At 60.8% G+C, this 20,771-nt stretch carries 18 protein-coding genes; 14 read left to right on the top strand and 4 right to left on the bottom strand.

Annotated elements, in window-relative coordinates; all coding sequences use genetic code 11:
• Positions 1–32: 32 nt before the first annotated feature.
• Together AC5STI_RS18730 and AC5STI_RS18725 are read right to left on the bottom strand one after the other, a co-directional pair.
• Entirely contained in the window at positions 33–1,169 is a 1,137-nt protein-coding gene (locus tag AC5STI_RS18730; protein ID WP_495447801.1) for an acyl-CoA dehydrogenase family protein, read from the bottom strand.
• Positions 1,166–2,545, bottom strand: a complete 1,380-nt coding sequence (locus tag AC5STI_RS18725; RefSeq protein WP_495447800.1) for a CaiB/BaiF CoA transferase family protein — start codon at positions 2,543–2,545, stop codon at positions 1,166–1,168. Before AC5STI_RS18725 ends, AC5STI_RS18730 begins: the two co-directional genes overlap by 4 nt.
• Here AC5STI_RS18725 and AC5STI_RS18720 point away from each other — a divergent pair.
• From AC5STI_RS18720 to pgi, 14 genes are all read left to right on the top strand, one after another.
• Positions 2,427–3,323, top strand: a complete 897-nt coding sequence (locus AC5STI_RS18720) for a LysR family transcriptional regulator (protein ID WP_495447799.1) — start codon at positions 2,427–2,429, stop codon at positions 3,321–3,323. The genes AC5STI_RS18725 and AC5STI_RS18720 overlap by 119 nt on opposite strands.
• A 549-nt stretch (positions 3,324–3,872) precedes the next feature.
• Positions 3,873–4,904 carry a LacI family DNA-binding transcriptional regulator gene (locus tag AC5STI_RS18715; protein ID WP_495447798.1) on the top strand — a complete coding sequence of 344 codons (1,032 nt, stop codon included), beginning with the start codon at positions 3,873–3,875 and terminating at the stop codon, positions 4,902–4,904.
• 113 nt (positions 4,905–5,017) lie between these two features.
• Positions 5,018–6,319, top strand: coding sequence for an ABC transporter substrate-binding protein (locus tag AC5STI_RS18710; protein WP_495447797.1), 1,302 nt, complete (start codon positions 5,018–5,020; stop codon positions 6,317–6,319).
• Positions 6,320–6,564: 245 nt separating this feature from the next.
• Complete coding sequence (locus AC5STI_RS18705) at positions 6,565–7,395, top strand: carbohydrate ABC transporter permease (RefSeq protein ID WP_495447964.1); 831 nt, start codon at positions 6,565–6,567, stop codon at positions 7,393–7,395.
• A gap of 10 nt (positions 7,396–7,405) precedes the next feature.
• Entirely contained in the window at positions 7,406–8,236 is an 831-nt protein-coding gene (locus AC5STI_RS18700; protein ID WP_222482398.1) for a carbohydrate ABC transporter permease, read from the top strand.
• A 12-nt stretch (positions 8,237–8,248) separates the two neighbouring features.
• The gene (locus tag AC5STI_RS18695) at positions 8,249–9,253 is read left to right on the top strand and encodes an ABC transporter ATP-binding protein (RefSeq protein ID WP_222509976.1); all 1,005 of its coding nucleotides are present in this window, start codon (positions 8,249–8,251) and stop codon (positions 9,251–9,253) included.
• Positions 9,250–10,023: an L-iditol 2-dehydrogenase gene (locus AC5STI_RS18690; protein WP_495447796.1), complete on the top strand. Its 774-nt coding sequence runs from the start codon at positions 9,250–9,252 to the stop codon at positions 10,021–10,023. The genes AC5STI_RS18695 and AC5STI_RS18690 overlap by 4 nt, the downstream gene beginning before the upstream one ends.
• Positions 10,011–11,546 carry a mannitol dehydrogenase family protein gene (locus tag AC5STI_RS18685; RefSeq protein ID WP_495447795.1) on the top strand — a complete coding sequence of 512 codons (1,536 nt, stop codon included), beginning with the start codon at positions 10,011–10,013 and terminating at the stop codon, positions 11,544–11,546. Before AC5STI_RS18690 ends, AC5STI_RS18685 begins: the two co-directional genes overlap by 13 nt.
• Positions 11,543–12,469, top strand: coding sequence for a carbohydrate kinase family protein (locus AC5STI_RS18680; RefSeq protein WP_495447794.1), 927 nt, complete (start codon positions 11,543–11,545; stop codon positions 12,467–12,469). The genes AC5STI_RS18685 and AC5STI_RS18680 overlap by 4 nt, the downstream gene beginning before the upstream one ends.
• On the top strand, positions 12,470–12,637 hold the full coding sequence (locus tag AC5STI_RS18675) for a hypothetical protein (protein ID WP_475046241.1): 168 nt from the start codon (positions 12,470–12,472) through the stop codon (positions 12,635–12,637).
• A 4-nt stretch (positions 12,638–12,641) separates the two neighbouring features.
• Positions 12,642–14,093, top strand: a complete 1,452-nt coding sequence (gene zwf / locus AC5STI_RS18670) for a glucose-6-phosphate dehydrogenase (RefSeq protein WP_495447793.1) — start codon at positions 12,642–12,644, stop codon at positions 14,091–14,093.
• A gap of 92 nt (positions 14,094–14,185) precedes the next feature.
• Positions 14,186–15,997 carry a phosphogluconate dehydratase gene (edd, locus tag AC5STI_RS18665; protein WP_495447792.1) on the top strand — a complete coding sequence of 604 codons (1,812 nt, stop codon included), beginning with the start codon at positions 14,186–14,188 and terminating at the stop codon, positions 15,995–15,997.
• Between the two features lie 3 nt (positions 15,998–16,000).
• Positions 16,001–16,654 (top strand): bifunctional 4-hydroxy-2-oxoglutarate aldolase/2-dehydro-3-deoxy-phosphogluconate aldolase, encoded by a 654-nt coding sequence (eda, locus tag AC5STI_RS18660; RefSeq protein WP_495447791.1) that lies wholly within the window; start codon positions 16,001–16,003, stop codon positions 16,652–16,654.
• On the top strand, positions 16,651–18,258 hold the full coding sequence (gene pgi, locus AC5STI_RS18655) for a glucose-6-phosphate isomerase (RefSeq protein WP_495447790.1): 1,608 nt from the start codon (positions 16,651–16,653) through the stop codon (positions 18,256–18,258). The genes eda and pgi overlap by 4 nt, the downstream gene beginning before the upstream one ends.
• Before the next feature lie 491 nt (positions 18,259–18,749).
• On the opposite strand, the gene AC5STI_RS18650 is transcribed toward pgi, so the two are convergent.
• Both AC5STI_RS18650 and AC5STI_RS18645 read right to left on the bottom strand, forming a co-directional pair.
• The gene (locus AC5STI_RS18650) at positions 18,750–19,376 is read right to left on the bottom strand and encodes a hypothetical protein (protein WP_495447789.1); all 627 of its coding nucleotides are present in this window, start codon (positions 19,374–19,376) and stop codon (positions 18,750–18,752) included.
• 168 nt (positions 19,377–19,544) lie between these two features.
• Positions 19,545–20,704 (bottom strand): IS3 family transposase gene (locus tag AC5STI_RS18645; RefSeq protein WP_495445279.1). Its coding sequence is split into 2 segments (ribosomal slippage): positions 19,545–20,446 and positions 20,446–20,704, totalling 1,161 coding nucleotides; the frame shifts between segments, so codons are not numbered across the junction.
• Between the last annotated feature and the right edge of the window lie 67 nt (positions 20,705–20,771).

Below are 20,771 nucleotides of genomic sequence, written 5' to 3'. Positions count from 1 at the left end.
GGCGCTAACTGACATGACGCCTGCCTAAGCCGCTAACTCAGCATTTCGCGCGCAATGATGGTTCGCTGGATTTCCGATGATCCTTCATAGATCCGGAATATCCGTAAGTCGCGCAAGTAGCGTTCCACCGGAAAATCACGGGTATAGCCATAGCCGCCGTGAATCTGCAGCGCCCGGTCCGCAATACGCCACGCAGCCTCACTGGCAAAAAGCTTGGCGAATGCAGACTCCGACGAATAACGCTCACCAGTGCCCCGCTTGCGGGCGGCTTGCATCCCCAATGCCCGCGCCGCGGCCAGTTCGGTGGCACTGTCGGCCAGCATCCACTGCAGCCCCTGGTAATGGCCAATCGGCCGTCCGCCGACCTCACGTTCCTTGGCATAGGACACAGCCGCATCCAGTGCGGCGCGCGCAATGCCAGTGGCCTGCGCGGCCACTTCGATACGGCCGTTATCCAGCACCTTCATCGCGGTTCGGAAACCGGTACCTTCCTCGCCCAGCCGGTTTTCCGCGGGCACATGGCAATCAAACGAGATCGGAAACACGTGGCCGCCGCGCAGCCCCATGGTCTCCTCATGTTTGCCGATCTCCACCCCAGCGGTTTTGGCCGGTTCCACCACAAAGGCGCTGACCCCGCGGGCGCCGGCTGCGCTGTCGGTCTTGGCATAGACCACGATAAAATCTGCATCACCCGCGTTGGAGATGAAGCATTTGGAGCCCTTCAGCCGGTAGCCATCGCCGTCGCGTGTGGCGGTACTGCGCATATCAGCAGGGTTGGAACCCGCCATCGGCTCAGTCAGCGCAAAGGCGCCAAGTGCCTCACCCGCCGCGGCGGTCGGCAGGAAGCTCTGTTTGAGCGCCTCATCCCCGCCCAGGAGCAGCGAATCCGTTGCTAGGAAGTGCGCCGTCAGCATCGAAGCGGTGGAGCCACAGGCGCCTGCGATAGACTCCACTGCGCCGTACAGAGCTGGCCCGGACAGACCGATGCCGCCATAGGTTTCGGGCAAGTTCATGCCCATGATGCCCATTTCTGCCAGTGCCGGGCGGTGCAGGGTTGCAAACTGCCCCTTGGCGTCGAGAGCGGCGGCGGCCGGTGCCAGCACCTCGCTGGAAAACCGTTCGATCTGGCCGATGACGGCCTGTTCTTCGCTGTTCAGGTCGCCGATCATTTGGCCTCTCCTTCCTGTAACTGTTGTAGAATTTCCTGTGTGTGCGCGCCCAGTTCCGGGGCCGCCTGCCGGGATCCTCTTGCCGCACCGCTGAAGTGGACAGGCTGTTCCGGCACAGAAAATTCACCGAGAATGGGGTGTTTCACCGGGGATGCCAGTCCGCGCGCCTGCATCTGAGGCGAGGCCCAGGCCTCAGACACTGTACTCAGGGCCGCGGCTGGAATGCCCGCCTCTGTAAGGACCGCCACCGCATCCTGCGCGCAGCGCGCGGCGGCCCAGTCTTCGATGTGCCGAGCCAGGGCCGGTTCATTCTGTCGCCGCAACACATCACTGGAGAAACGCTCGTCCTCCGCCAGATCCGGCGCGCCAATGGCCTCCGTGAAACGGGCAAACAGCCGGTCGTTCAGTACCGCTACGGAAAAACTGCCATCTTTGGCCGGATAAGTGCCAAATGGTGCCGATAGCGCATGTTTGCTGCCCGTCCGCTTTGGCGTCTCACCCGCCATCAGCGCCCGGCAGGCCGCCACCGGCATCATCGACACCAACGAGTCGTAGAGCGCCAGATCAACATGCCGCCCCCTGCCGCTGCGTTCCCGGTCAAACAGTGCCACCATCGCTCCGAAGGCCGCGAACATGCCGCCTGCAACGTCGGCAAAGGCATCACCGGCCATCATCGGCGGGCCATTCCGATCGCCAGTCATGTCCATAAGGCCGCTCATCGCCTGGATGATGATGTCATAGGCTGGCAGCATCCGGTTCGGACCGGTCTGGCCAAAGCCTGAAACCGAGACATAGACCAGTTGTGGATAGGCCGTGCAAAGCTCCTCAGCACCCAGCCCGAACCGCTCCATCACGCCGGGGCGGAAGTTCTCGATCAGCACGTCGCAATCTGCCGCCAACGCCCGTGCCGCCGCCGCGCCTTTCGCGGATTTCAGATCCAGAACGATGGATTTTTTGCCCCGATTCACCGACTGGAACAGCAGGCTTTCGCCTTCCTTGAACGGGCCGATATGGCGGTAGTCATCGCCTGCAGCGGGCTCAACCTTGATTACTTCCGCGCCCAGATCAGCCATCAGCGCCGTGCAGTAAGGCCCGGCCAGAACGCGGGAGAAATCCAGCACCCGGACTCCTTCGAGCGGCCTGCGGCCTGCCGTTTTGTCATCTTTGAACATGCATCCACCTTCAATTGCTTGCTGGAGGATAGCGTTCGGTTGGGTATTGTAGGAAATACGAGATAGGTATGAAGGATATTCCTGTTTGAATATACCATTGAACTTCCGCCAGGTTGAAGTCCTGCTGGCGGTCGCAGACACCGGCAGCACTGCCGCGGCGAGCCGCGCGCTGAACACCTCGCAGCCCTCGGTTTCGCTAGCCATTACCCGCTGCGAGGAGGTGTTCGGACAGAAGCTCTTTCTCCGTATCCCCGGGCGCGGGATGGAGCTGACCCCGTTCGGGCGGCACAAGGTCGCCCAGCTGCGCGAACTGGAGAAGCAAGCGCGTTGGGTACTGAGCGGCGGTGACGGAACACCAGAGTTCCTGAACCTAGGAGTGTTTTCCACCCTCGGCCCGCGCTATGCCCCACGGCTGGTGCGCCGCTTCCTGGACGACCGCCCGGACGCCGAAGTCCGTATCCTCGAAGGTGACCTGCAAACGCTGTTCGACTGGCTCAGCGAAGGCCGGATTGACATGGCGCTGCTATACGATTTCGGCATTCCATCCGACTTTGTCATCACTCCGTTGATGGCGGCGGTGCCCTATGCCCTGCTGCCGCAGGAGCACCATTTGGCACAACAGCCCAGCGTGAACGCCGAAGACCTGGCGCAGGAGCCGGTCATCCTGATGAACCTGCCCCACAGCCGCAGTTATTTTCTGTCACTGCTGCAAAACGCCAAGGGCTCAGTGAAGGTCGCCCACGAAACCAGGTCAATCGAAATGCTGCGTTCAATGGTGGCCAACGGGTTCGGCGTCGGTCTGCTGGCCACCGATCTGCCGGATGCCCACTGTTATGATGGGAGCCCATTGACCCGGGTCCCCCTTTCCGGCAACCCGCCCCTTCATCAGATCGCTCTTGCCCATCGTGGTTCAGCTCTAAAGCGGCCAATTCTCCAAGCTTTCACCGCTTTTGCAGAAGCCTTTTTCAATCAGCAGCACTGAGAGCGAGGCGCCACTCCAGCACAGTTCCACTACAACGTAGATTTCTGTTTCCCATCCTGCCTGCGCATGTTGCGTTCGGCCCTTAGCTGCCGTCCAAAGCTTAGCGTCTTCTGCAGCGCAGATTTCTCTAACCGGACTTTCGGTTTGCTGCACAGCATTCTTGGCTGGCCGGTGCCTACCCAATTCAACCGGATTGTCCGTCGCTGTGGGGGTGAGAGATCAGCGCTGCCGTTCGGGTATCCCTCTTAGGCATTCCTGCTGGCGATGGCTGTGCTGGACGCTGGCATAGTGATTAACTCCGAATTCCTTTGGCCCACCAAGATTAAGATACCATCTTCAAGAACATCTTTCTTGCATTGATAAATACTCATCGCATCGCCGCAGGGGGACGCGCACATGCGGTGTTGCGGCACATGTTTTCCAGAAGTGGTGATGGCATTTGCGAAACAGGGTGGGAAATTTTTCGCGCGTCAATTACTATGGCGGAAGCCTTTCTGGCAGGGTCGCATTGACCTTGCCATACCCAGTGCAGACAAAGCGGGCCCCTTCATGGATGACAAAAAGATACGGAACATGGAGGAATTCGCGGCGGTCAGCGGCATTTCCCGTCCGACGCTGTCGAAATTCTTCAACGACCCGTCCAGCGTAAGGGCCTCGACCAGGCAGCGCATCGAAGCTGCGCTCGACCGCTACGATTACCGGCCCAACCTCTATGCAATCAATCAGAACCGCCGTCTGACCAAGAACATCGGCATCATCGTTCCATATCTGGCTGACCCCTTCTTTGCGGAAATCGCCCGTAATATTGAAGAGCACATTCTGAGCACCGGGTACCGGCCGGTCCTGCTGGGCTCCCACGGCAGCCCAGATCAGGAGATCGAAAACCTCGAGAATCTGCGGCTGCTCAAACCGGCCGGTGTTCTGCTGGCCCCCTTGGGGCGGGCATCGGACCAGGCGCGCATTGCCGCCTTTTGCGAAGAGGTTCCGACGGTGTTGTTTGACGCCAATGTCGGCGCCGCGGGTCTGGCATTTGTAGGTTCAAACAACGATCAAAGCATTGATCTTATTGTGGACTACCTATGCAGGACAGGCGAACCACCGGCATTCTTTGAGATGAAGGAGCCCTCGAACCCTAACGCCTACAAACGGCGCCACGCCTATCTCGCCGCCATGGAACGGCTGAACCACACACCGCATTTGATCCAGGCCGCCGGTGAAGGCTGGGAATTTGAAGAGATCGGCTTTCGGGAAGGAACTCGGGTGGTCCGTGACAGGAACCTGCCAACCGATACGATCCTGTGCAGCAATGACCGCCTTGCTATCGGCTTCCTTTCGGCGGCCTATGAGGCTGGGATACGGGTTGGTCTGGGCACAGACTGCACCATGCGGGTAGCCGGGCATGATGACCACCCGTTCTCCCGCTACACTTGCCCGACATTGACGACGGTCTCGCAGGATTATGAAGCCATCGCCCGGAAAAGTGCCGAGACACTGATGAACCTTATTGAGGCGGAAAAACCGGCTGATTCGCGGGAGGAAACCCTGTTTGATGGCCGGCTGGTCATGCGGGGGTCCGCCTAAGCTGCTGATTTTTCCGGCAATCACCTTAAACTTTACGCGCGTAAAAAATAAATTGACGCCAGCACACCGGCGCCGGTAATCTTGGAGGCGACATCTCAACAGGGAGGTAGAGGATGTTTGCTAAGTACGCATTGGGTGCGGCAACGGCCATTTCACTGATCGCAGCAGGCAGTGCCTCTGCCGAGACCATCACCATCGCCACCGTAAACAACGGCGACATGATCCGGATGCAGGGTCTGACAGACGATTTCACCGCCAAGACCGGCCACGACGTCGAATGGGTGACGCTGGAGGAAAACGTGCTGCGCCAGCGTGTGACCACCGACATCACCACCAAGGGCGGCCAGTTCGACATCATGACCATCGGCATGTACGAAACCCCGATCTGGGGCAAGAACGGCTGGCTGGTGCCGCTGGATGACTTGCCTGCCGAATATGACGCCGATGATATCCTGCCGGCCATGCGCGGCGGCCTGAGCGTCGATGGCACGCTTTATGCCGCGCCGTTTTATGGCGAAAGCTCCATGATCATGTACCGGACCGACCTGATGGAGAAGGCGGGCCTTGAGATGCCAGACGCCCCGACCTGGGAGTTCGTAGCCGAGGCCGCCCGCGCCATGACCGACAAGGACAACGGGATCTATGGCATCTGCCTGCGGGGCAAGGCCGGCTGGGGCGAGAACATGGCCTTTTTGACCGCCACCTCCAACGCCTTTGGTGCGCGCTGGTTCGACGAGAACTGGCAAGCCCAGTTTGATCAGCCGGAGTGGAAGGAAACCCTGGAGTTCTATGTGAACCTAATGAACGACGCCGGCCCTCCGGGCGCGTCGAACAACGGTTTCAACGAGAACCTGTCGCTGTTCCAGCAGGGCAAATGCGGTATGTGGATCGACGCCACCGTGGCGGCGTCCTTCGTGACCAACCCCAACGACTCGACAGTCGCCGACAAGGTCGGTTTTGCGCTGGCGCCGGATACAGGCAAGGGCAAACGCGGCAACTGGCTCTGGGCCTGGGCGCTGGGTATCCCTGCAGGCACCCAGAAAACGGATGCTGCCAAGGAGTTCATCCAGTGGGCCACCTCCAAGGAATACATTGAGCTGGTGGCCGCGAAAGAAGGCTGGGCCAACGTGCCGCCAGGTGCGCGCACCTCTCTGTATGAAGACCCCAACTACAAGGACGTGCCATTTGCCCGGATGACGCTGGAAAGCATCCTGTCGGCCGACCCCACCAATCCGACGGTAGACCCGGTTCCTTATGTCGGCATCCAGTTCGCAGCGATCCCCGAATTCGCCGGCATCGCAGGCCAGGTTGGCCAGGAATTTGCAGCTGCGCTGGCTGGTCAGCAAAGCGTCGATGAAGCCCTCGCCAAGGCTCAGGCACTGACCACAGACGAGATGGAAGCCGCAGGCTACTGATCTCCCGCACGGACACCCGGGGGCGGCCAAGCCGCCGCCCTCTGGCCCCAGCGATCCCCCAGAGCGCATAATCGTCCAAGGCGGCCCGCGTGCCGTCAACGGAGGAGGTACACCAAATGGCAACGCAACACTCCCAACCCGCGGACCGGCTGACGATGGTCCCGCCTGCGCCCAAGCCGGCAAAGCAGCCCGCTACGGCGGACCACCAGAGCGGCACGAAACACGCCCGCACCGCAGCCCGGCTGATGATGGCGCCGGCCGTGATCCTGCTTTTGGGCTGGATGCTCGTGCCACTGACGATGACGCTCTATTTCTCGTTCAAGAAGTTCCTGCCGCTGCGGGGCGGCGACTTGGGCTGGGTCGGCTTTGACAACTACGTCCGCTTCGTTTCCTCCAGTTCCTTCTGGCCCAGTGTACAGGCGACACTGGTAATCGTCGGCGGTGTTCTGGCGATTACCGTGGTCCTGGGGGTGCTGCTGGCAACCCTGCTCAATCAGCCGATGTGGGGCCGCGGTGTCGTCCGCATCCTGGTGATCGCGCCCTTCTTCGTGATGCCCACTGTGTCCGCGCTGGTCTGGAAGAATATGTTCATGGACCCGGTGAATGGCTTGCTGGCCCATGTGTGGCGGGCATTCGGCGCCGAGCCTTTGGTCTGGCTTACCGAGGCTTCGACCCAGTCGATCATCCTGATCGTCAGCTGGCAATGGCTGCCGTTCGCGACGCTGATCCTGTTGACCGCCATCCAGTCGCTGGACAGCGAACAGCTGGAGGCCGCGGAAATGGATGGTGCGCCGCCGGTGAAGCGCTTTGCCTACATCACCCTGCCGCACCTGTCGCGCGCCATCACCGTGGTGGTGCTGATCCAGACGATCTTCCTGCTTTCGATCTTCGCAGAAATCTTTGTCACCACCCAGGGCGCCTTTGGCACCAAAACACTGACTTATCTGATCTTCCAGCGGGTGCTGGAAAGCCAGAACATCGGGCTGGGTTCCGCCGGAGGGGTCTACGCCATCATCCTCGCCAACATCGTTGCCATCTTCCTGATGCGCATCGTCGGCAAGAACCTGGACGCGTAAGGAGGCCCTCATGGCACGTGCAATCACATCGCAACGCAAAGCCCTGAATACTGCCCTGGCATGGGGTGTGGGCCTCTTGATCTTCTTCCCGATCCTCTGGACCATCCTGACCAGCTTCAAGACCGAAGCCCAGGCTATCAGCGACCCGCCGGTCTTCCTGTTCTTTGACTGGACGCTGGAGAACTACTCGGTGGTGCAGGAGCGCTCCGACTACGGCCGGTTCTTGTGGAATTCAATCATCATCGCCGGGGGCTCCACCATCCTGGGTATCATCATCGCGGTGCCCGCCGCCTGGTCGATGGCCTTTGTGCCCTCGAAGCGGACCAAAGACATCCTGTTGTGGATGCTGTCCACCAAGATGCTGCCAGCAGTTGGCGTTCTTTACCCGATCTACCTGCTGTTCATCAAACTGGGCTTGCTGGACACCAAGATTGGCCTCGTGATCGTGCTGATGCTGATCAACCTGCCGATCATCGTTTGGATGCTCTACACCTACTTCAAGGAAATCCCCGGGGAGATCCTCGAAGCGGCCCGGATGGATGGTGCCACCCTGCGCGAAGAGGTGCTGTATATCCTGACGCCAATGGCCATTCCCGGCATCGCCTCGACGCTGTTGCTGAATGTGATCCTAGCCTGGAACGAAGCCTTCTGGACGCTCAACCTGACTGCGGCCAAGGCAGCACCGCTCACCGCCTTCATCGCCAGCTATTCCAGCCCTGAAGGTCTTTTCTACGCCAAGCTGAGCGCGGCCTCCACCATGGCCATTGCCCCGATCCTGATCCTCGGCTGGTTCAGCCAGAAGCAACTTGTCAGCGGCCTGACCTTCGGCGCTGTGAAATAAGGAGACATCAAAATGGGACGCATCACTCTGGACAAAGTCTCTAAAAGCTTTGGCGACGTGCAAGTTATCCCCCCGCTGGATCTGACCATCGACGACGGTGAGTTCACGGTCTTTGTCGGCCCCTCGGGCTGCGGGAAATCCACTTTGCTGCGGCTGATCGCCGGTTTGGAGGACGTATCCTCCGGCCAGATCCGCATCGACAAGCAGGACGCCACCCATGTTCCGCCCGCCAAGCGCGGCCTGGCGATGGTGTTTCAGTCCTACGCGCTCTATCCGCATATGTCGGTGCGTAAGAACATCGCTTTCCCGATGAAGATGGCCAAAGTCCCGGTCGAGGAACAGAACCGCCGCATCGAAGCCGCCGCCAATGCGCTGAATCTCACCGATTACCTGGACCGCCGTCCCGGCCAGCTGTCTGGCGGGCAGCGCCAGCGGGTGGCCATCGGGCGCGCCATCGTGAGGGAACCTTCGGCCTTTCTCTTCGACGAGCCGCTGTCGAACCTTGATGCGGCCCTGCGCGTTGGAATGCGGCTGGAGATCTCCGAACTGCATGAACGGCTGGAAACAACGATGATCTACGTGACCCATGACCAGGTCGAAGCCATGACCATGGCCGACAAGATCGTAGTGCTGCAGGCAGGTGTGATCGAACAGGTCGGCTCGCCGCTCGAGCTTTATCACACTCCGCGTAATAAGTTCGTGGCCGGCTTCATCGGCTCACCCAAGATGAACTTCATCGAGGGCAAAGAAGCCGCTAAACACGGCGCCCACACCATTGGCATCCGTCCCGAGCATATCGAGGTGTCCGGCGAGGCAGGCACCTGGTCGGGTGTGGTCAGCGTCTCAGAACACCTGGGCTCGGACACATTCTTTCACGTCCACGGCACCGGTCTGGCAGAAACCATCACCGTGCGCGCTGACGGCGAAGTCGGGTTCCGCCACGGAGACCGCATCTTCATGACCCCGCGCGCCGATGTGATTCACAAATTCGACGCTGAAGGGCTGCGGATCGCATGAAACGGCTGGAAGGCAAAACAGCGCTGATCACCGGCAGCGCCCGCGGGATCGGCCGCGCCTTCGCGGAGGCTTATGTCCGCGAAGGGGCCCGTGTAGCCATTGCTGATATTGATTTCGACGGCGCGCAGACAGCGGCTGAGGAACTGGGTGGCGGGTCGATAGCCGTCCGGCTGGATGTCACCGATCAGACCAGTATCGAACAGGCCGTTGCCGAAACGGTCTCAGAGCTGGGGCGGATTGATATCCTGATCAACAACGCGGCCGTCTTCACCGCCGCTCCGGTTAGTGAAATCACACGCCACGACTATGAGCGCACCTTTGCGGTCAATGTCGCCGGAACTCTGTTCACTCTGCAGGCAGTGGCGCGGCACATGATTGAACGCGGCGAGGGCGGCACGATCATCAACATGGCCAGCCAGGCCGGCCGGCGCGGAGAACCGCTGGTTGCCGTCTATTGCGCCACCAAGGCCGCCATCATCAGCCTGACCCAATCCGCCGGCCTCAATCTGATCCGGCACAGGATCAACGTGAACGCCATCTCCCCTGGTGTGGTGGAGGGTGAGCATTGGGACGGCGTCGATGCGCTCTTTGCAAAATATGAGGGCAAGGCGCCGGGCCAGAAGAAGCAAGAGGTGGCACAGGCGGTGCCCTATGGGCGCATGGGGCGGGCGGACGATCTCACCGGCATGGCCGTGTTTCTGGCTTCTGACGAGGCCAGCTACGTCGTCGCCCAAACCTACAACGTGGACGGTGGACAATGGATGAGCTGATGGAACGCGAAACAGCACAACTTACTCCGGTTAAGCTGAGCCAGGAGGCGCTGAAGGATCTGCCCGAAGGTGTTGCAGGTCCCGGATACGACCGCGCCTCACTGAAGCCGGGGATCATCCACATCGGCCTCGGCAATTTCCACCGCGCCCACCAGGCCTGGTATCTGCACCGGCTGATGCAGCAGGGCCTAGCAAAGGATTGGGCCATCATCGGCGCCGGGGTACGCCCGTATGATGCCGCGATGCGGCAGAAATTGCTGGCGCAGGATTGTCTGACCACCCTGATTGAACTGGCGCCCGGCAGCGTTTCGGCCGAGATCACTGGATCGATGATCGATTACCTGCCGATAGACGACGGGAACGGCGCGCTGATCCGCGCCATGGCCGATCCCGCAATTCGTATCGTGTCGCTGACCGTGACCGAGGGCGGTTATTTCGTGGACCCGGCCACCGGCGGGCTGGATGTGCGGCACCCCGACATTCGTCATGACGTGGAGAATCCAACCCGTCCCCGCACTGTTTTCGGAGCCATTGCAGCTGCGCTGAAAACCAGGCGCGATGCCGGAGCCGGCCCCTTTTCCGTTCAAAGCTGCGACAACCTGCGCGGCAATGGCAACGCCACCCGGCAGGCGGTGGTCTCGCTGGCAAGGCTCACCGACCCGGAGCTGGCGGATTGGATCGATCAGACCTGCAGTTTCCCGAATTCGATGGTCGACTGCATTGTGCCCGCAACCGGTCCCGTCGAAATCGCCCTTGCCCGTGAACTGGGCATCGAAGATGCCGCCCCCGTCACCCATGAAAACTACCGCCAATGGGTGATCGAGGATGACTTCTGCATGGGCCGACCCGACTGGGATAAGGCCGGGGCAGTGTTCACACCTTCCGTGCATGACTATGAGGTGATGAAAATCCGCATTTTGAATGCGGGCCACCAGGTATTGGCCAATGCCGGAGAGATGCTGTCGGTGGAGACCATCGCCGATTGCATGGTGCATCCGCTGATTGCCGCGCTGTTCCAAAAGGTCCAGCAAGAGGAGATTGCCCCTTACGTTGCAGCTGTTCCGGGAATGAACCCTCAAGACTATGCCAAACTGATCGAGCGGCGGTTTTCCAACGCCGCCATCCGCGACACGGTACGGCGGGTAGCCTTTGACGGCTCCTCCCGGCACCCGGGATTTGTCCATCCCATTCTGCGTGACGCGCTGGCAGCAGGCGGCCCGATCGCAGGCCTGAGCCTCGTCGAGGCGCTTTGGGCGCGCATGTGTGCAGGCACCCGGGAGGACAGCACCGGGATTGAGGCCAACGACCCCCATTGGGAAGCGCTGGCTGAGGCTGCAATGGCCGCAAGGCTGCGTCCGCAAGCCTGGCTCGAACAGCATGATATCTACGGTGATCTGGCCGGCAACCAATGGTTCGCTGTGGAGTTTTCGCGCTGGCTCAGCCTGATCTGGTCGGAAGGATGCGAAGCTGCTTTACGCGCCTATACCGGGCATGAGCAGGCCAAGGGGAGCTCGGAAACATGATCCTATGCAGCGGAGAAGCCCTGATTGACATGATACCCGCGCCAACTGCGGACGGACCGGAAGGGTTTGTGCCTCATCCCGGAGGGGCGGTGTTCAATACAGCAATTGCGTTGGGGCGGCTTGGGGTGCGGGCCGGAATGCTGACCGGCCTGTCTACCGACATGTTCGGGCGGCAGCTGGCCGAGTCGCTGAAGGCCAGTCATGTTGACACTTCGCTGGTGGTCCAGTCCGGCCGCCCCACCACGCTGGCCTTTGTCCGCCTGGTGGATGGCCATGCCACCTATTGCTTCTTCGACGAGAACTCAGCCGGGCGCATGCTGATGCCTGAGGATATGCCCAAGCTTCCTCAGGAGGTCTCGGCCCTGTTTTTCGGCGGGATCAGCCTGGCCTCTGAGCCTTGCGCCGATGCCTATGCCGCGCTGCTGGACCGCGAAGCCACGGATCGCGCAGTGATGATTGACCCGAACATCCGCCCCAGGTTTATCAAGGACATCGCCAGGTACCGCGCACGGCTGGACCGCATGGTGGCGCAGTCGGATATCGTGAAGGTTTCTGACGAAGACCTGAACTGGCTGCTGCCGGACCCGCTGTCGCTGAGCGAGAAAGTCTCCATCCTTCTGGAACGGGGGCCATCCGCTCTGATCCTGACCCGCGGCGGCGAAGGGGCGGTCGGGTATCTTGCGAACGGCGGCGAAGTGCGTGTGCCTGCTGTTCGGGCCAAAATATCCGACACCGTCGGGGCCGGCGACACCTTCAATGCGGGCGTTCTTGCCAAACTGTCCGAGCTTGGCCGGCTGACGAAACCGGAGCTGGCTGCTTTGCCGCCTGACGTTCTGCAGCAGGCAATGGAGCATGGTGCGAAAGTGGCGGCGATTACCGTGTCGCGCGCCGGCGCCAACCCGCCCTGGGCCGGAGAGCTATAAATGCACACTTTCTTGTCCTCTTTTTCGCTCGGTAATGTTAGCGCTACTGGCGAGGTTTCGATTTATGAACCCGCAGCAAAGCCGTCAGGAGAAAACGCCATGACCATCCAGTTCGCCGCCATTGGCCGCAAGCCGCGGGCCGGGGCGCCTTTCAAGCGGGTGGGCTAAGCAGATGGTGTCCCGTGTCATCCCCGTCGATCCTTTTGACCTGGTCCTGTTCGGTGCCACCGGCGATCTTGCACGCCGCAAAATCCTGCCTGGCCTATTTCACCGGTTTGCGGTGGGGCAGATGCCGGAAGGGGCACGCATCATCGGCACTGCCCGCTCAGCGATGAACCGGGCGGAGTTCACCGAGGCGGTGCATGCCAGCCTGCTGGAATTTGCGCCGCAGGCGGCCAAACGGTCAGCACTGCTGGAAAAGTTCCTGGCCAGCCTGGAGTACGTTCGTGTCGATGCCGGAGGCGAGGACGGTTGGGACACTCTGGCGCAGGCGATCAGGCCGGATGTGGTACAGGCATTCTACCTCTCCGTCTCGCCAGCGCTGTTCGGCCCCATCGCAGCCAATCTGAAAAGCCGGGGCATCGCATCGGCGAACAGCCGGGTTGTGGTGGAAAAGCCCTTCGGTCACGATCTGGCGTCGGCGCGGGATTTGAATGCGGATCTGCGCCGCAACTTCGACGAGCATCAGATCTACCGGATCGACCACTATCTGGGCAAAGAAACCGTGCAGAACCTGATGGCGCTGCGCTTTGCCAACGCCCTGTGGGAGCCTTTGTGGAACTCCACCCATGTGGACCATGTCCAAATCACCGTGGCCGAAAGCCTCGGCGTCGAGGGGCGCGGCGAATATTACGACCGCTCCGGTGCGATGCGGGACATGGTGCAGAACCACCTGATGCAGCTCTTGTGCCTGACAGCGATGGAGCCGCCGTCGCGCTTTACCTCCGACGCGGTGCGCGATGAGAAGGTCAAAGTGATCGAGGCGCTGGAACCGGTGGCGCCATCGGACATCGTGCGCGGCCAGTACCGCGCCCAAGGCAGCGCGGGCAGCTACCGCGACCATGCCGGCAACCCGCACAGCAGCACCGAAAGCTTCATCGCCATGAAAGTGAATATCGGTAACTGGCGGTGGGCGGGCACGCCGTTCTACCTGCGCACGGGCAAAAAGCTGCGGGCGCGCTGTTCCGAAATTGCGGTGGTGTTCCGCGACCCGCCGCACATGATCTTTCCGGACATGGCCGGGCGGCGCAGCAACGCAATGATTATTCGCCTGCAGCCGGATGAAGGCATCACCCTGCGCAACACGATCAAGGAGCCGGGTCCAGGCGGTTTCCGCCTCGCGGAAGTGTCCCTGGACATGACCTTTGCCGAGGCTTTGGGGGAACGCGCTGAACCCCAAGATGCCTATGAACGTCTGATCATGGACGTGATCCGCGGCGACCAGACCCTGTTCATGCGCGGCGATGAGGTCGAGGCAGCCTGGGCCTGGGCGGATCCCATCATTGCCGCCTGGGAAGACGCCGGGCCTGCCCCGTCTCCGTACGATCCGGGAGGGTCTGGCCCCGAGGACGCCCTGATGCTGCTGCACCGTGAGGGCCGACGGTGGCGCGAGATCGGGGGCTGAGCAATGCATCAGGATTGCACGAACCCCGCCCCGGCCAAACCTCACCCCTTCTGTAACGTCCCGCCAATCCGTTTTCCCAAGGGAGCGCACCAATGAGCCAGCTCAATGACACTCTTCTGCGCGTGACCGATCGGATCATTGCCCGCAGCGAAACCACTCGAGCCGCCTATCTGGACCGAATGCACCGGGCCGCGGAAAAGGGCCCGGCCCGCGCCCATCTGTCCTGCAGCGGCCAGGCTCATGCCTATGCCGCCTCCGGTGGCGACAAGGCACAACTGGTCGAGCGCAAAGCGGGCAACCTCGGCATCGTCACCGCCTACAACGACATGCTTTCAGCCCATCAGCCCTTTGAACATTATCCGGCCCTGATCAAGCAGGCAGCCCGCGAGGCGGGCGGCACCGCGCAGGTGGCGGGCGGGGTGCCTGCCATGTGCGATGGCGTCACCCAGGGGGAGGCGGGCATGGAGCTGAGCCTGTTTTCCCGCGATGTGATCGCGTTGGCAGCCTCGGTTGCGCTCAGCCACGCGACATTCGACGCCGCCGTCTATCTGGGGGTCTGCGATAAGATCGTGCCCGGGCTGGTCATTGCCGCCCAGGCCTTTGGCCATCTTCCCACTGTCTTCCTGCCCGCGGGGCCCATGGCCAGCGGATTGGCCAATGACGAAAAGGCCAAAGTCCGCCAGCAATTTGCAGCGGGTGAAGTTGACCGGGATACGCTGCTGGCTGCTGAGATGGCCGCCTATCACGGGCCGGGCACCTGCACCTTTTACGGCACAGCCAACACCAACCAAATGCTGATGGAATTCATGGGGCTGCACCTGCCAGGCGCCAGCTTCGTGCCGCCGGACACCGCGCTGCGCGATGCCCTGACCCAGGAAGGCGCTAAACGCGCCTTGTCGCTCAGTGCGCTTGGCAATCACTACACGCCAGTCTGCAGCATTCTTGATGAAAGGGCCTTTGTGAACGGCATCGTCGGGCTGAATGCCACTGGCGGTTCGACCAACCTGCTAATCCACCTGGTTGCCATGGCACGTGCGGGCGGGATCGTGCTCGACTGGCAAGATTTCTCGGATCTCTCCGAAGTCACCCCGCTAATGGCGCGGGTCTATCCCAACGGGCTTGCGGATGTGAACCATTTCCATGCCGCAGGCGGCCTTGGTTACATGATCGGCCGCTTGCTGAAAGCCGGGCTGCTGCATCCGGACACCATGACCGTGGCCGGCGAGGGTCTGGAGAGTTATGCTCAGGAGCCCGTTCTGGACGATGGCGTCCTGGCTTGGCGCAACGGCGCGGGCCGTAGTCTGAATGAGGCCATCTTGCGCCCGCCTCACGACCCGTTCCAGCCAACCGGCGGCCTCAAGCGCTTGACCGGCAACCTTGGCACCGCGGTCATGAAAGTCTCTGCCGTGGCGCCTGAACATCAGGTAGTCGAGGCGCCGGTGCGCGTCTTCGCCGATCAGAACGAAGTCAAAGCCGCTTTCAAGGCCGGTGAGTTTGCAGGGGATGTTATCGTGGTTGTGCGCTTCCAGGGGCCAAAGGCAAATGGCATGCCTGAATTGCACAGCCTGACGCCGCTGCTGGCGATCCTGCAGGGCCGCGGCCAGAAAGTAGCACTGGTCACCGATGGCCGCATGTCCGGCGCTTCCGGTAAAGTGCCCGCCGCGATCCATGTCAGCCCTGAAGCCGTCGACGGCGGCGCAATTGCCCGCCTGCAGGACGGCGACCTCCTGCGTGTGGATGCCACAGCCGGAACACTCGATATCCTGACCGAAGGTGTCTGCGAGCGCCCGGCGGTGGTTGCGGACCTGACCGCCAATCAGTCCGGGACCGGCCGCGAGCTGTTCGCAGCCTTCAGAAACTCTGTCAGCGCCGCAACGGACGGCGCCTCCATTTTCGGAGCCTAATACATGACTCTGCCCCCCAAAGATGCCAGCCGGCTGACCCGCGAAATCTGCGGCCTTGCCCCGATTGTTCCGGTGCTGGTTATTGAAGATGCCTCCACAGCCCGCCCGCTGGCCGAAGCGCTGGTCGCGGGAGGGCTCCCCGCCCTGGAAGTCACCCTGCGCACCCTGGACGCGCTGGAGGCGATCCGCGCCATGTCTGGGGTTCCGGGCGGTCATGTCGGCGCCGGCACGCTGATCACGCCGGAGGATGTCCGCGCCGCCAAGGCCGCCGGAGCAGCCTTCGGGGTTTCACCCGGTGCGACCGATGAGCTTCTGGCTGCCTGCGAGGCGGAACAGCTGCCGCTGCTGCCGGGCGCTGCAACCGCGACCGAGGCCATGCGGCTGCTGGCGCGCGGCTACGGCATGCTCAAGTTTTTTCCTGCGGAGGCGTCAGGCGGCGCCCCGGCTTTGAAGGCCATCGGCGCACCGCTGCCGCAGATCACCTTTTGCCCCACCGGTGGCATCAGTCCCGCAAACGCTGAAAATTATCTGTCCCTCAGCAACGTGCTGTGTGCGGGGGGCAGCTGGGTTGCGCCAAAGGATCTGATTGCGGCCGGGAACTGGGACGGGATTGAATTGCTGGCCAGACAGGCCGCGCAACTGGGGGGAAGCGCATGATGGATATCTGGACCAAGCTGCAGGAGAACCACAGCGCGGCAGAAGGGCGGCCGATCATTTCCTTGTTCGACGACCCGCAGCGCTTTGACAGGTTTTCGGTTGAAGCAGACGGGCTGCTGCTGGACTTCTCAAAGACCAGCATCGACGGTGCGGCACTTGATCTGCTGCTGGAACTGGCCGAGATGCGGGACGTTGCCGGTCAACGCGATGCCATGTTCCGCGGCGAGCGGATCAACCGCTCCGAAGACCGGGCGGTGCTTCATACAGCCCTGCGTGCCGGCGATGGCGGACCGCTGGTAATTGATGGCGAGGACGTGCGCCCGGGGATAAGTAAAACCCTGCAGGCGATGGAGGATTTCGCCGACGGCATCCGCTCGGGCCGTATCGCAACCGCAGGAGGCGGGGCATTCACCGATGTAGTGAATATCGGCATCGGCGGCTCCGACCTCGGGCCGGTCATGGCCGTCCGGGCGCTGAGCCCCTATCACAACGGACCGCGCTGCCACTTCGTCTCCAACGTCGACGGCGCCCAGATCTCCGACACGCTGCGCCAGCTCGATCCCCGTTCGACGCTGGTCATCATTGCGTCAAAGACCTTCACCACGATTGAGACGATGACCAATGCCGAAACGGCGATCAACTGGCTGAAGAATGCGCTGGAGGACGCAGCCGTTTCCCATCTGGCCGCCGTATCCACTGCGCTGGACAAGACCGCCGGCATGGGGATCAGCCCGGAGCGTGTTTTTGGCTTTTCCGATTGGGTTGGCGGCCGCTACTCGCTTTGGGGCCCAGTGGGCCTTCCGATCATGCTGGCCATCGGGCCAGCGGAGTTTCGCAACTTTCTGGCGGGTGCCCGGGCGATGGATACACATTTCGTGACCGCTCCCGTGCGGGAAAACATGCCCTTGCTTATGGGGCTCGTAGGGATTTGGCACCGAAACATCTGCCGCCATCCGACACGTGCAATCCTGCCTTATGACCAGCGTCTGGCCAAATTGCCCGCCTACCTTCAGCAGCTTGACATGGAGAGCAACGGCAAGTGCGTATCTAACCGAGGAACAACACTGGAGCGCAGCGCCGGGCCCGTCGTCTGGGGCGAAGCCGGAACCAACGGACAGCATGCGTTTTATCAGCTTTTGCACCAGGGAACCGAAATCATCCCCGCTGAGTTTCTGGTGGCTTCGCGCAGTCATGAACCCAGTCTGCGGGAACATCATGATTTGCTGAAGGCGAATTGCCTGGCCCAATCCGAAGCCCTGATGCTTGGCCGCTCCTTGGAGCAGGCCTTGGAGATTGCTGCAGCGCTTGGCTATACCGGTGACGAGCAGCGCGTCCAAGCGGCATACCGGACCTTTCCAGGCAACCGCCCTTCGATGACGCTGGCCTATCCGCTGCTGACGCCGTACTCCCTCGGCCAGATCATCGCGCTGTATGAACACCGGGTGTTCGTTGAAGGCGCCATTTGGGGGATCAATTCCTTTGATCAATGGGGAGTGGAACTGGGCAAGGAGCTCGCCAGCGCCCTGGTGCCAATGATCAAGGGCGCCTCATCTGAGGGCAAGGACCAGTCAACAATTGCTCTGATCCGGAAACTGTCTGCGTGAATGACCCCTTGGATCACCCAGTGGTCAACGAACGCCGCCAATACCAAGGTGCCGGACATTCACAAACGGGCGTTGCGCACATTTTCCGTAATCTGGACATTTATGTTTGGCGCAGCGAACGGCTGCTTCCCACCCTGACCACCAGCTGTGTTAAACGGCCCATAGCGGGCTTTGGCATCACCTATCGCCGCCGCAGCGCAGCTTCACCGAACCGGTCTTTCGCTGCGGGTGGATGGTGAGGTCGACGGCGAATTCACACAATACTGTACTTTGATTACCTTCGCTGCAAGGGCGTCAATTTCCGGTTCAGTAAACCATTCCACAACCGACCGTTTTTGACTGAATAAAGAAAGTAGATGGAAAGTAGACTACACTTAACTTTAACCGAGACACGGCGCACACACGTTCATGACCTAACTTGATTTAATTTATTAGTCCTTACTGCTGCCCAGACATACAACTCTGGTCCAGTCAGGCTTTGTCGGCTTGTGTTAATTTTCACCTATGCAGGATTTCATTCCATCCAGGAACTCCTGCTTTGAGTGCGCGGCAACTAACTCCTCCTCAACAATAAAGATCTCAACGGCTTGGATGCCCCCCTCGTCGTATTTTCTCAAGAGGGTCAAGCTACCTTCCTTGATTGCTCGATTTACACGAAATTTATTGAAAGTGTTTAGTTCTTTGACAGGTTTGTCATAGTGTTTTTCAGCGGCACGATTCACGAGTATAGTGACGCACTCCGTTTGCAAAACCTTCTTGGCCTCAAGAGCTTCACGCATTTCCACTTGGATAAGAAGTGTTATTATAGTGATTACGATTACGCCCGCAATAGCTACACGATACCCAAAGAAAAAGGCGCAGAGAATACCTACAGGAAGGGTGATGTACCAAATTTGTAGAGCGGCGACGAAAAACACGATACCAACAACAATCAAGACTATCTGTGGTTCGCCGTTTTTACTGTAGCCTTTGATTTGGCGTTTCTTCTTGCTGCTCCCTCTAATTCGATGCTTGCGTGGTCTGTCTTTGGTTTCAGAGCCGTAGCCCATCCCGGCGTCACTCGCCTCTGCATCAAGGTCATTCATCAACCTTGCATAAACATTTTCATCATCTGACATGGCCCTGTGCCTCCCTGTGTTGGTAGCCTTTGGCCAAGGTTCCCTCAGACTTTATAGTCACCTTATCAGCAGTTCACGAATCTTAAGACCAAGAAATGGGGGGATGAAAGCTGCCGTTACATCGTGAGGGCCAGCGGGGGGCTGACCTGCCCCCCGCTGGTCCCTCGCTCATGAGGAGAGTCTGCGGGTTTGATTTTGGTAGTCGTCGGTTTCGGGCTTGGCAAGCGCGGCGGGCGCGGAACCCTCAAATAGCTCAAGCGCCTGCCGCGCTTGCTTTGGCGTTCTGTTCCCCAGCGAAGAGTGGGGCCTGACGTTGTTGTAATCGTAGCGCCACAGCGCCAGCTTGCGGCGGGCATCGTCCAGGGTATCGAACAGCTCTTCATTGAGAAGCTCGTCCCGCAGGCTGCCGTTGAACGACTCGATGAAGGCATTCTGCTGCGGTTTTCCGGGGTCGATGTAATGCCAATCCACGCCGTTCCTGTCGGCCCATTTCAGGATTGCCCGGCTGGTGAATTCCGTGCCGTTGTCGCTGACAATGCAAGCGGGTTTCCCGTAGATCCGGACGAGCGCGTCCAGCTCCCGGGCAACGCGCTCTCCTGAAATGCTGGTGTCCGCGGCCAGGCACAGGTTTTCCCGGCAGCAGTCATCATTCACGGCCAGGATGCGGAATTTCCGCGACGCGCCGAAGCTATCCGCCAGGAAGTCCAGGGACCAGCGCTGGTTGGGCTGCGTGGCTTCAGGCATCGGCGTTCGCGAGCCCCGGGCACGCTTGCGGCCCCGCCGCCTCCTTACCGCAAGGCCTTCTTCGCGGTAGAGCCGGTAGAGTTTCTTGTGGTTCATGATCATGCCTTTGCGCTCAAGCAGCACGCCGATCCGCCGGTAGCCGAACCGGCGGCGTTTGCCAGCGATCTCTTTCATCTCCTGGCGGATCTCGGGATGGTCGGGCGGGCGTTCGCGCCGGACCGTCTTGGGGTCGACACCGACAAGCCGGCAGGCCCTGCGCTGCGAGATGCCGTGATCCCGCATCGCAGTGAGCGCTGCCTCTCGCCGCTCTTTCGGTGTCGTCAGCTTTTTCCCAGCAGGTCTTTCAAAACCACGTTGTCGAGCATCGTGTCTGCCAGCAGCCGCTTCAGCTTGGCATTCTCATCTTCCAGCGCCTTCAGCCGCGCGGCCTCCGTAACCTCCATGCCGCCATATTTGGACTTCAGCTTGTAAAAGGTCGCCGGGCTCAGGCCGTGCCGTCGGCACACCTCTGCTGTCGGCATCCCGGCTTCCTGCTCTTTGATCATCCCAATGATTTGCGCCTCGGTGAAACGGCTCTTACGCATTCGTCTGCTCCTACATAGGTTGGGCAGACTCTACTTCATGGTGAGGGATTTTGCGGGGGGCAGGTCA

Source organism: Leisingera sp. CC-HEC096 (genome assembly GCF_059429235.1).
This window is presented reverse-complemented; position numbering and strand designations above follow the sequence as displayed.

Excerpts from the sequence above, each read along its gene's own strand:
- AC5STI_RS18730 (WP_495447801.1), bottom strand. The coding sequence starts at position 1,169 with ATGATCGGCGACCTGAACAGCGAAGAACAGGCCGTCATCGGCCAGATC.
- AC5STI_RS18725 (WP_495447800.1), bottom strand. The coding sequence starts at position 2,545 with ATGGCTAGCGAAACCGAGGGCTGCGAGGTGTTCAGCGCGCGGCTCGCC.
- AC5STI_RS18715 (WP_495447798.1), top strand. The coding sequence starts at position 3,873 with ATGGATGACAAAAAGATACGGAACATGGAGGAATTCGCGGCGGTCAGC.
- AC5STI_RS18710 (WP_495447797.1), top strand. The coding sequence starts at position 5,018 with ATGTTTGCTAAGTACGCATTGGGTGCGGCAACGGCCATTTCACTGATC.
- AC5STI_RS18705 (WP_495447964.1), top strand. The coding sequence starts at position 6,565 with ATGATGGCGCCGGCCGTGATCCTGCTTTTGGGCTGGATGCTCGTGCCA.
- AC5STI_RS18700 (WP_222482398.1), top strand. The coding sequence starts at position 7,406 with ATGGCACGTGCAATCACATCGCAACGCAAAGCCCTGAATACTGCCCTG.
- AC5STI_RS18695 (WP_222509976.1), top strand. The coding sequence starts at position 8,249 with ATGGGACGCATCACTCTGGACAAAGTCTCTAAAAGCTTTGGCGACGTG.
- AC5STI_RS18690 (WP_495447796.1), top strand. The coding sequence starts at position 9,250 with ATGAAACGGCTGGAAGGCAAAACAGCGCTGATCACCGGCAGCGCCCGC.
- AC5STI_RS18685 (WP_495447795.1), top strand. The coding sequence starts at position 10,011 with ATGGATGAGCTGATGGAACGCGAAACAGCACAACTTACTCCGGTTAAG.
- AC5STI_RS18680 (WP_495447794.1), top strand. The coding sequence starts at position 11,543 with ATGATCCTATGCAGCGGAGAAGCCCTGATTGACATGATACCCGCGCCA.
- AC5STI_RS18675 (WP_475046241.1), top strand. The coding sequence starts at position 12,470 with ATGCACACTTTCTTGTCCTCTTTTTCGCTCGGTAATGTTAGCGCTACT.
- zwf (WP_495447793.1), top strand. The coding sequence starts at position 12,642 with ATGGTGTCCCGTGTCATCCCCGTCGATCCTTTTGACCTGGTCCTGTTC.
- edd (WP_495447792.1), top strand. The coding sequence starts at position 14,186 with ATGAGCCAGCTCAATGACACTCTTCTGCGCGTGACCGATCGGATCATT.
- eda (WP_495447791.1), top strand. The coding sequence starts at position 16,001 with ATGACTCTGCCCCCCAAAGATGCCAGCCGGCTGACCCGCGAAATCTGC.
- pgi (WP_495447790.1), top strand. The coding sequence starts at position 16,651 with ATGATGGATATCTGGACCAAGCTGCAGGAGAACCACAGCGCGGCAGAA.
- AC5STI_RS18650 (WP_495447789.1), bottom strand. The coding sequence starts at position 19,376 with ATGTCAGATGATGAAAATGTTTATGCAAGGTTGATGAATGACCTTGAT.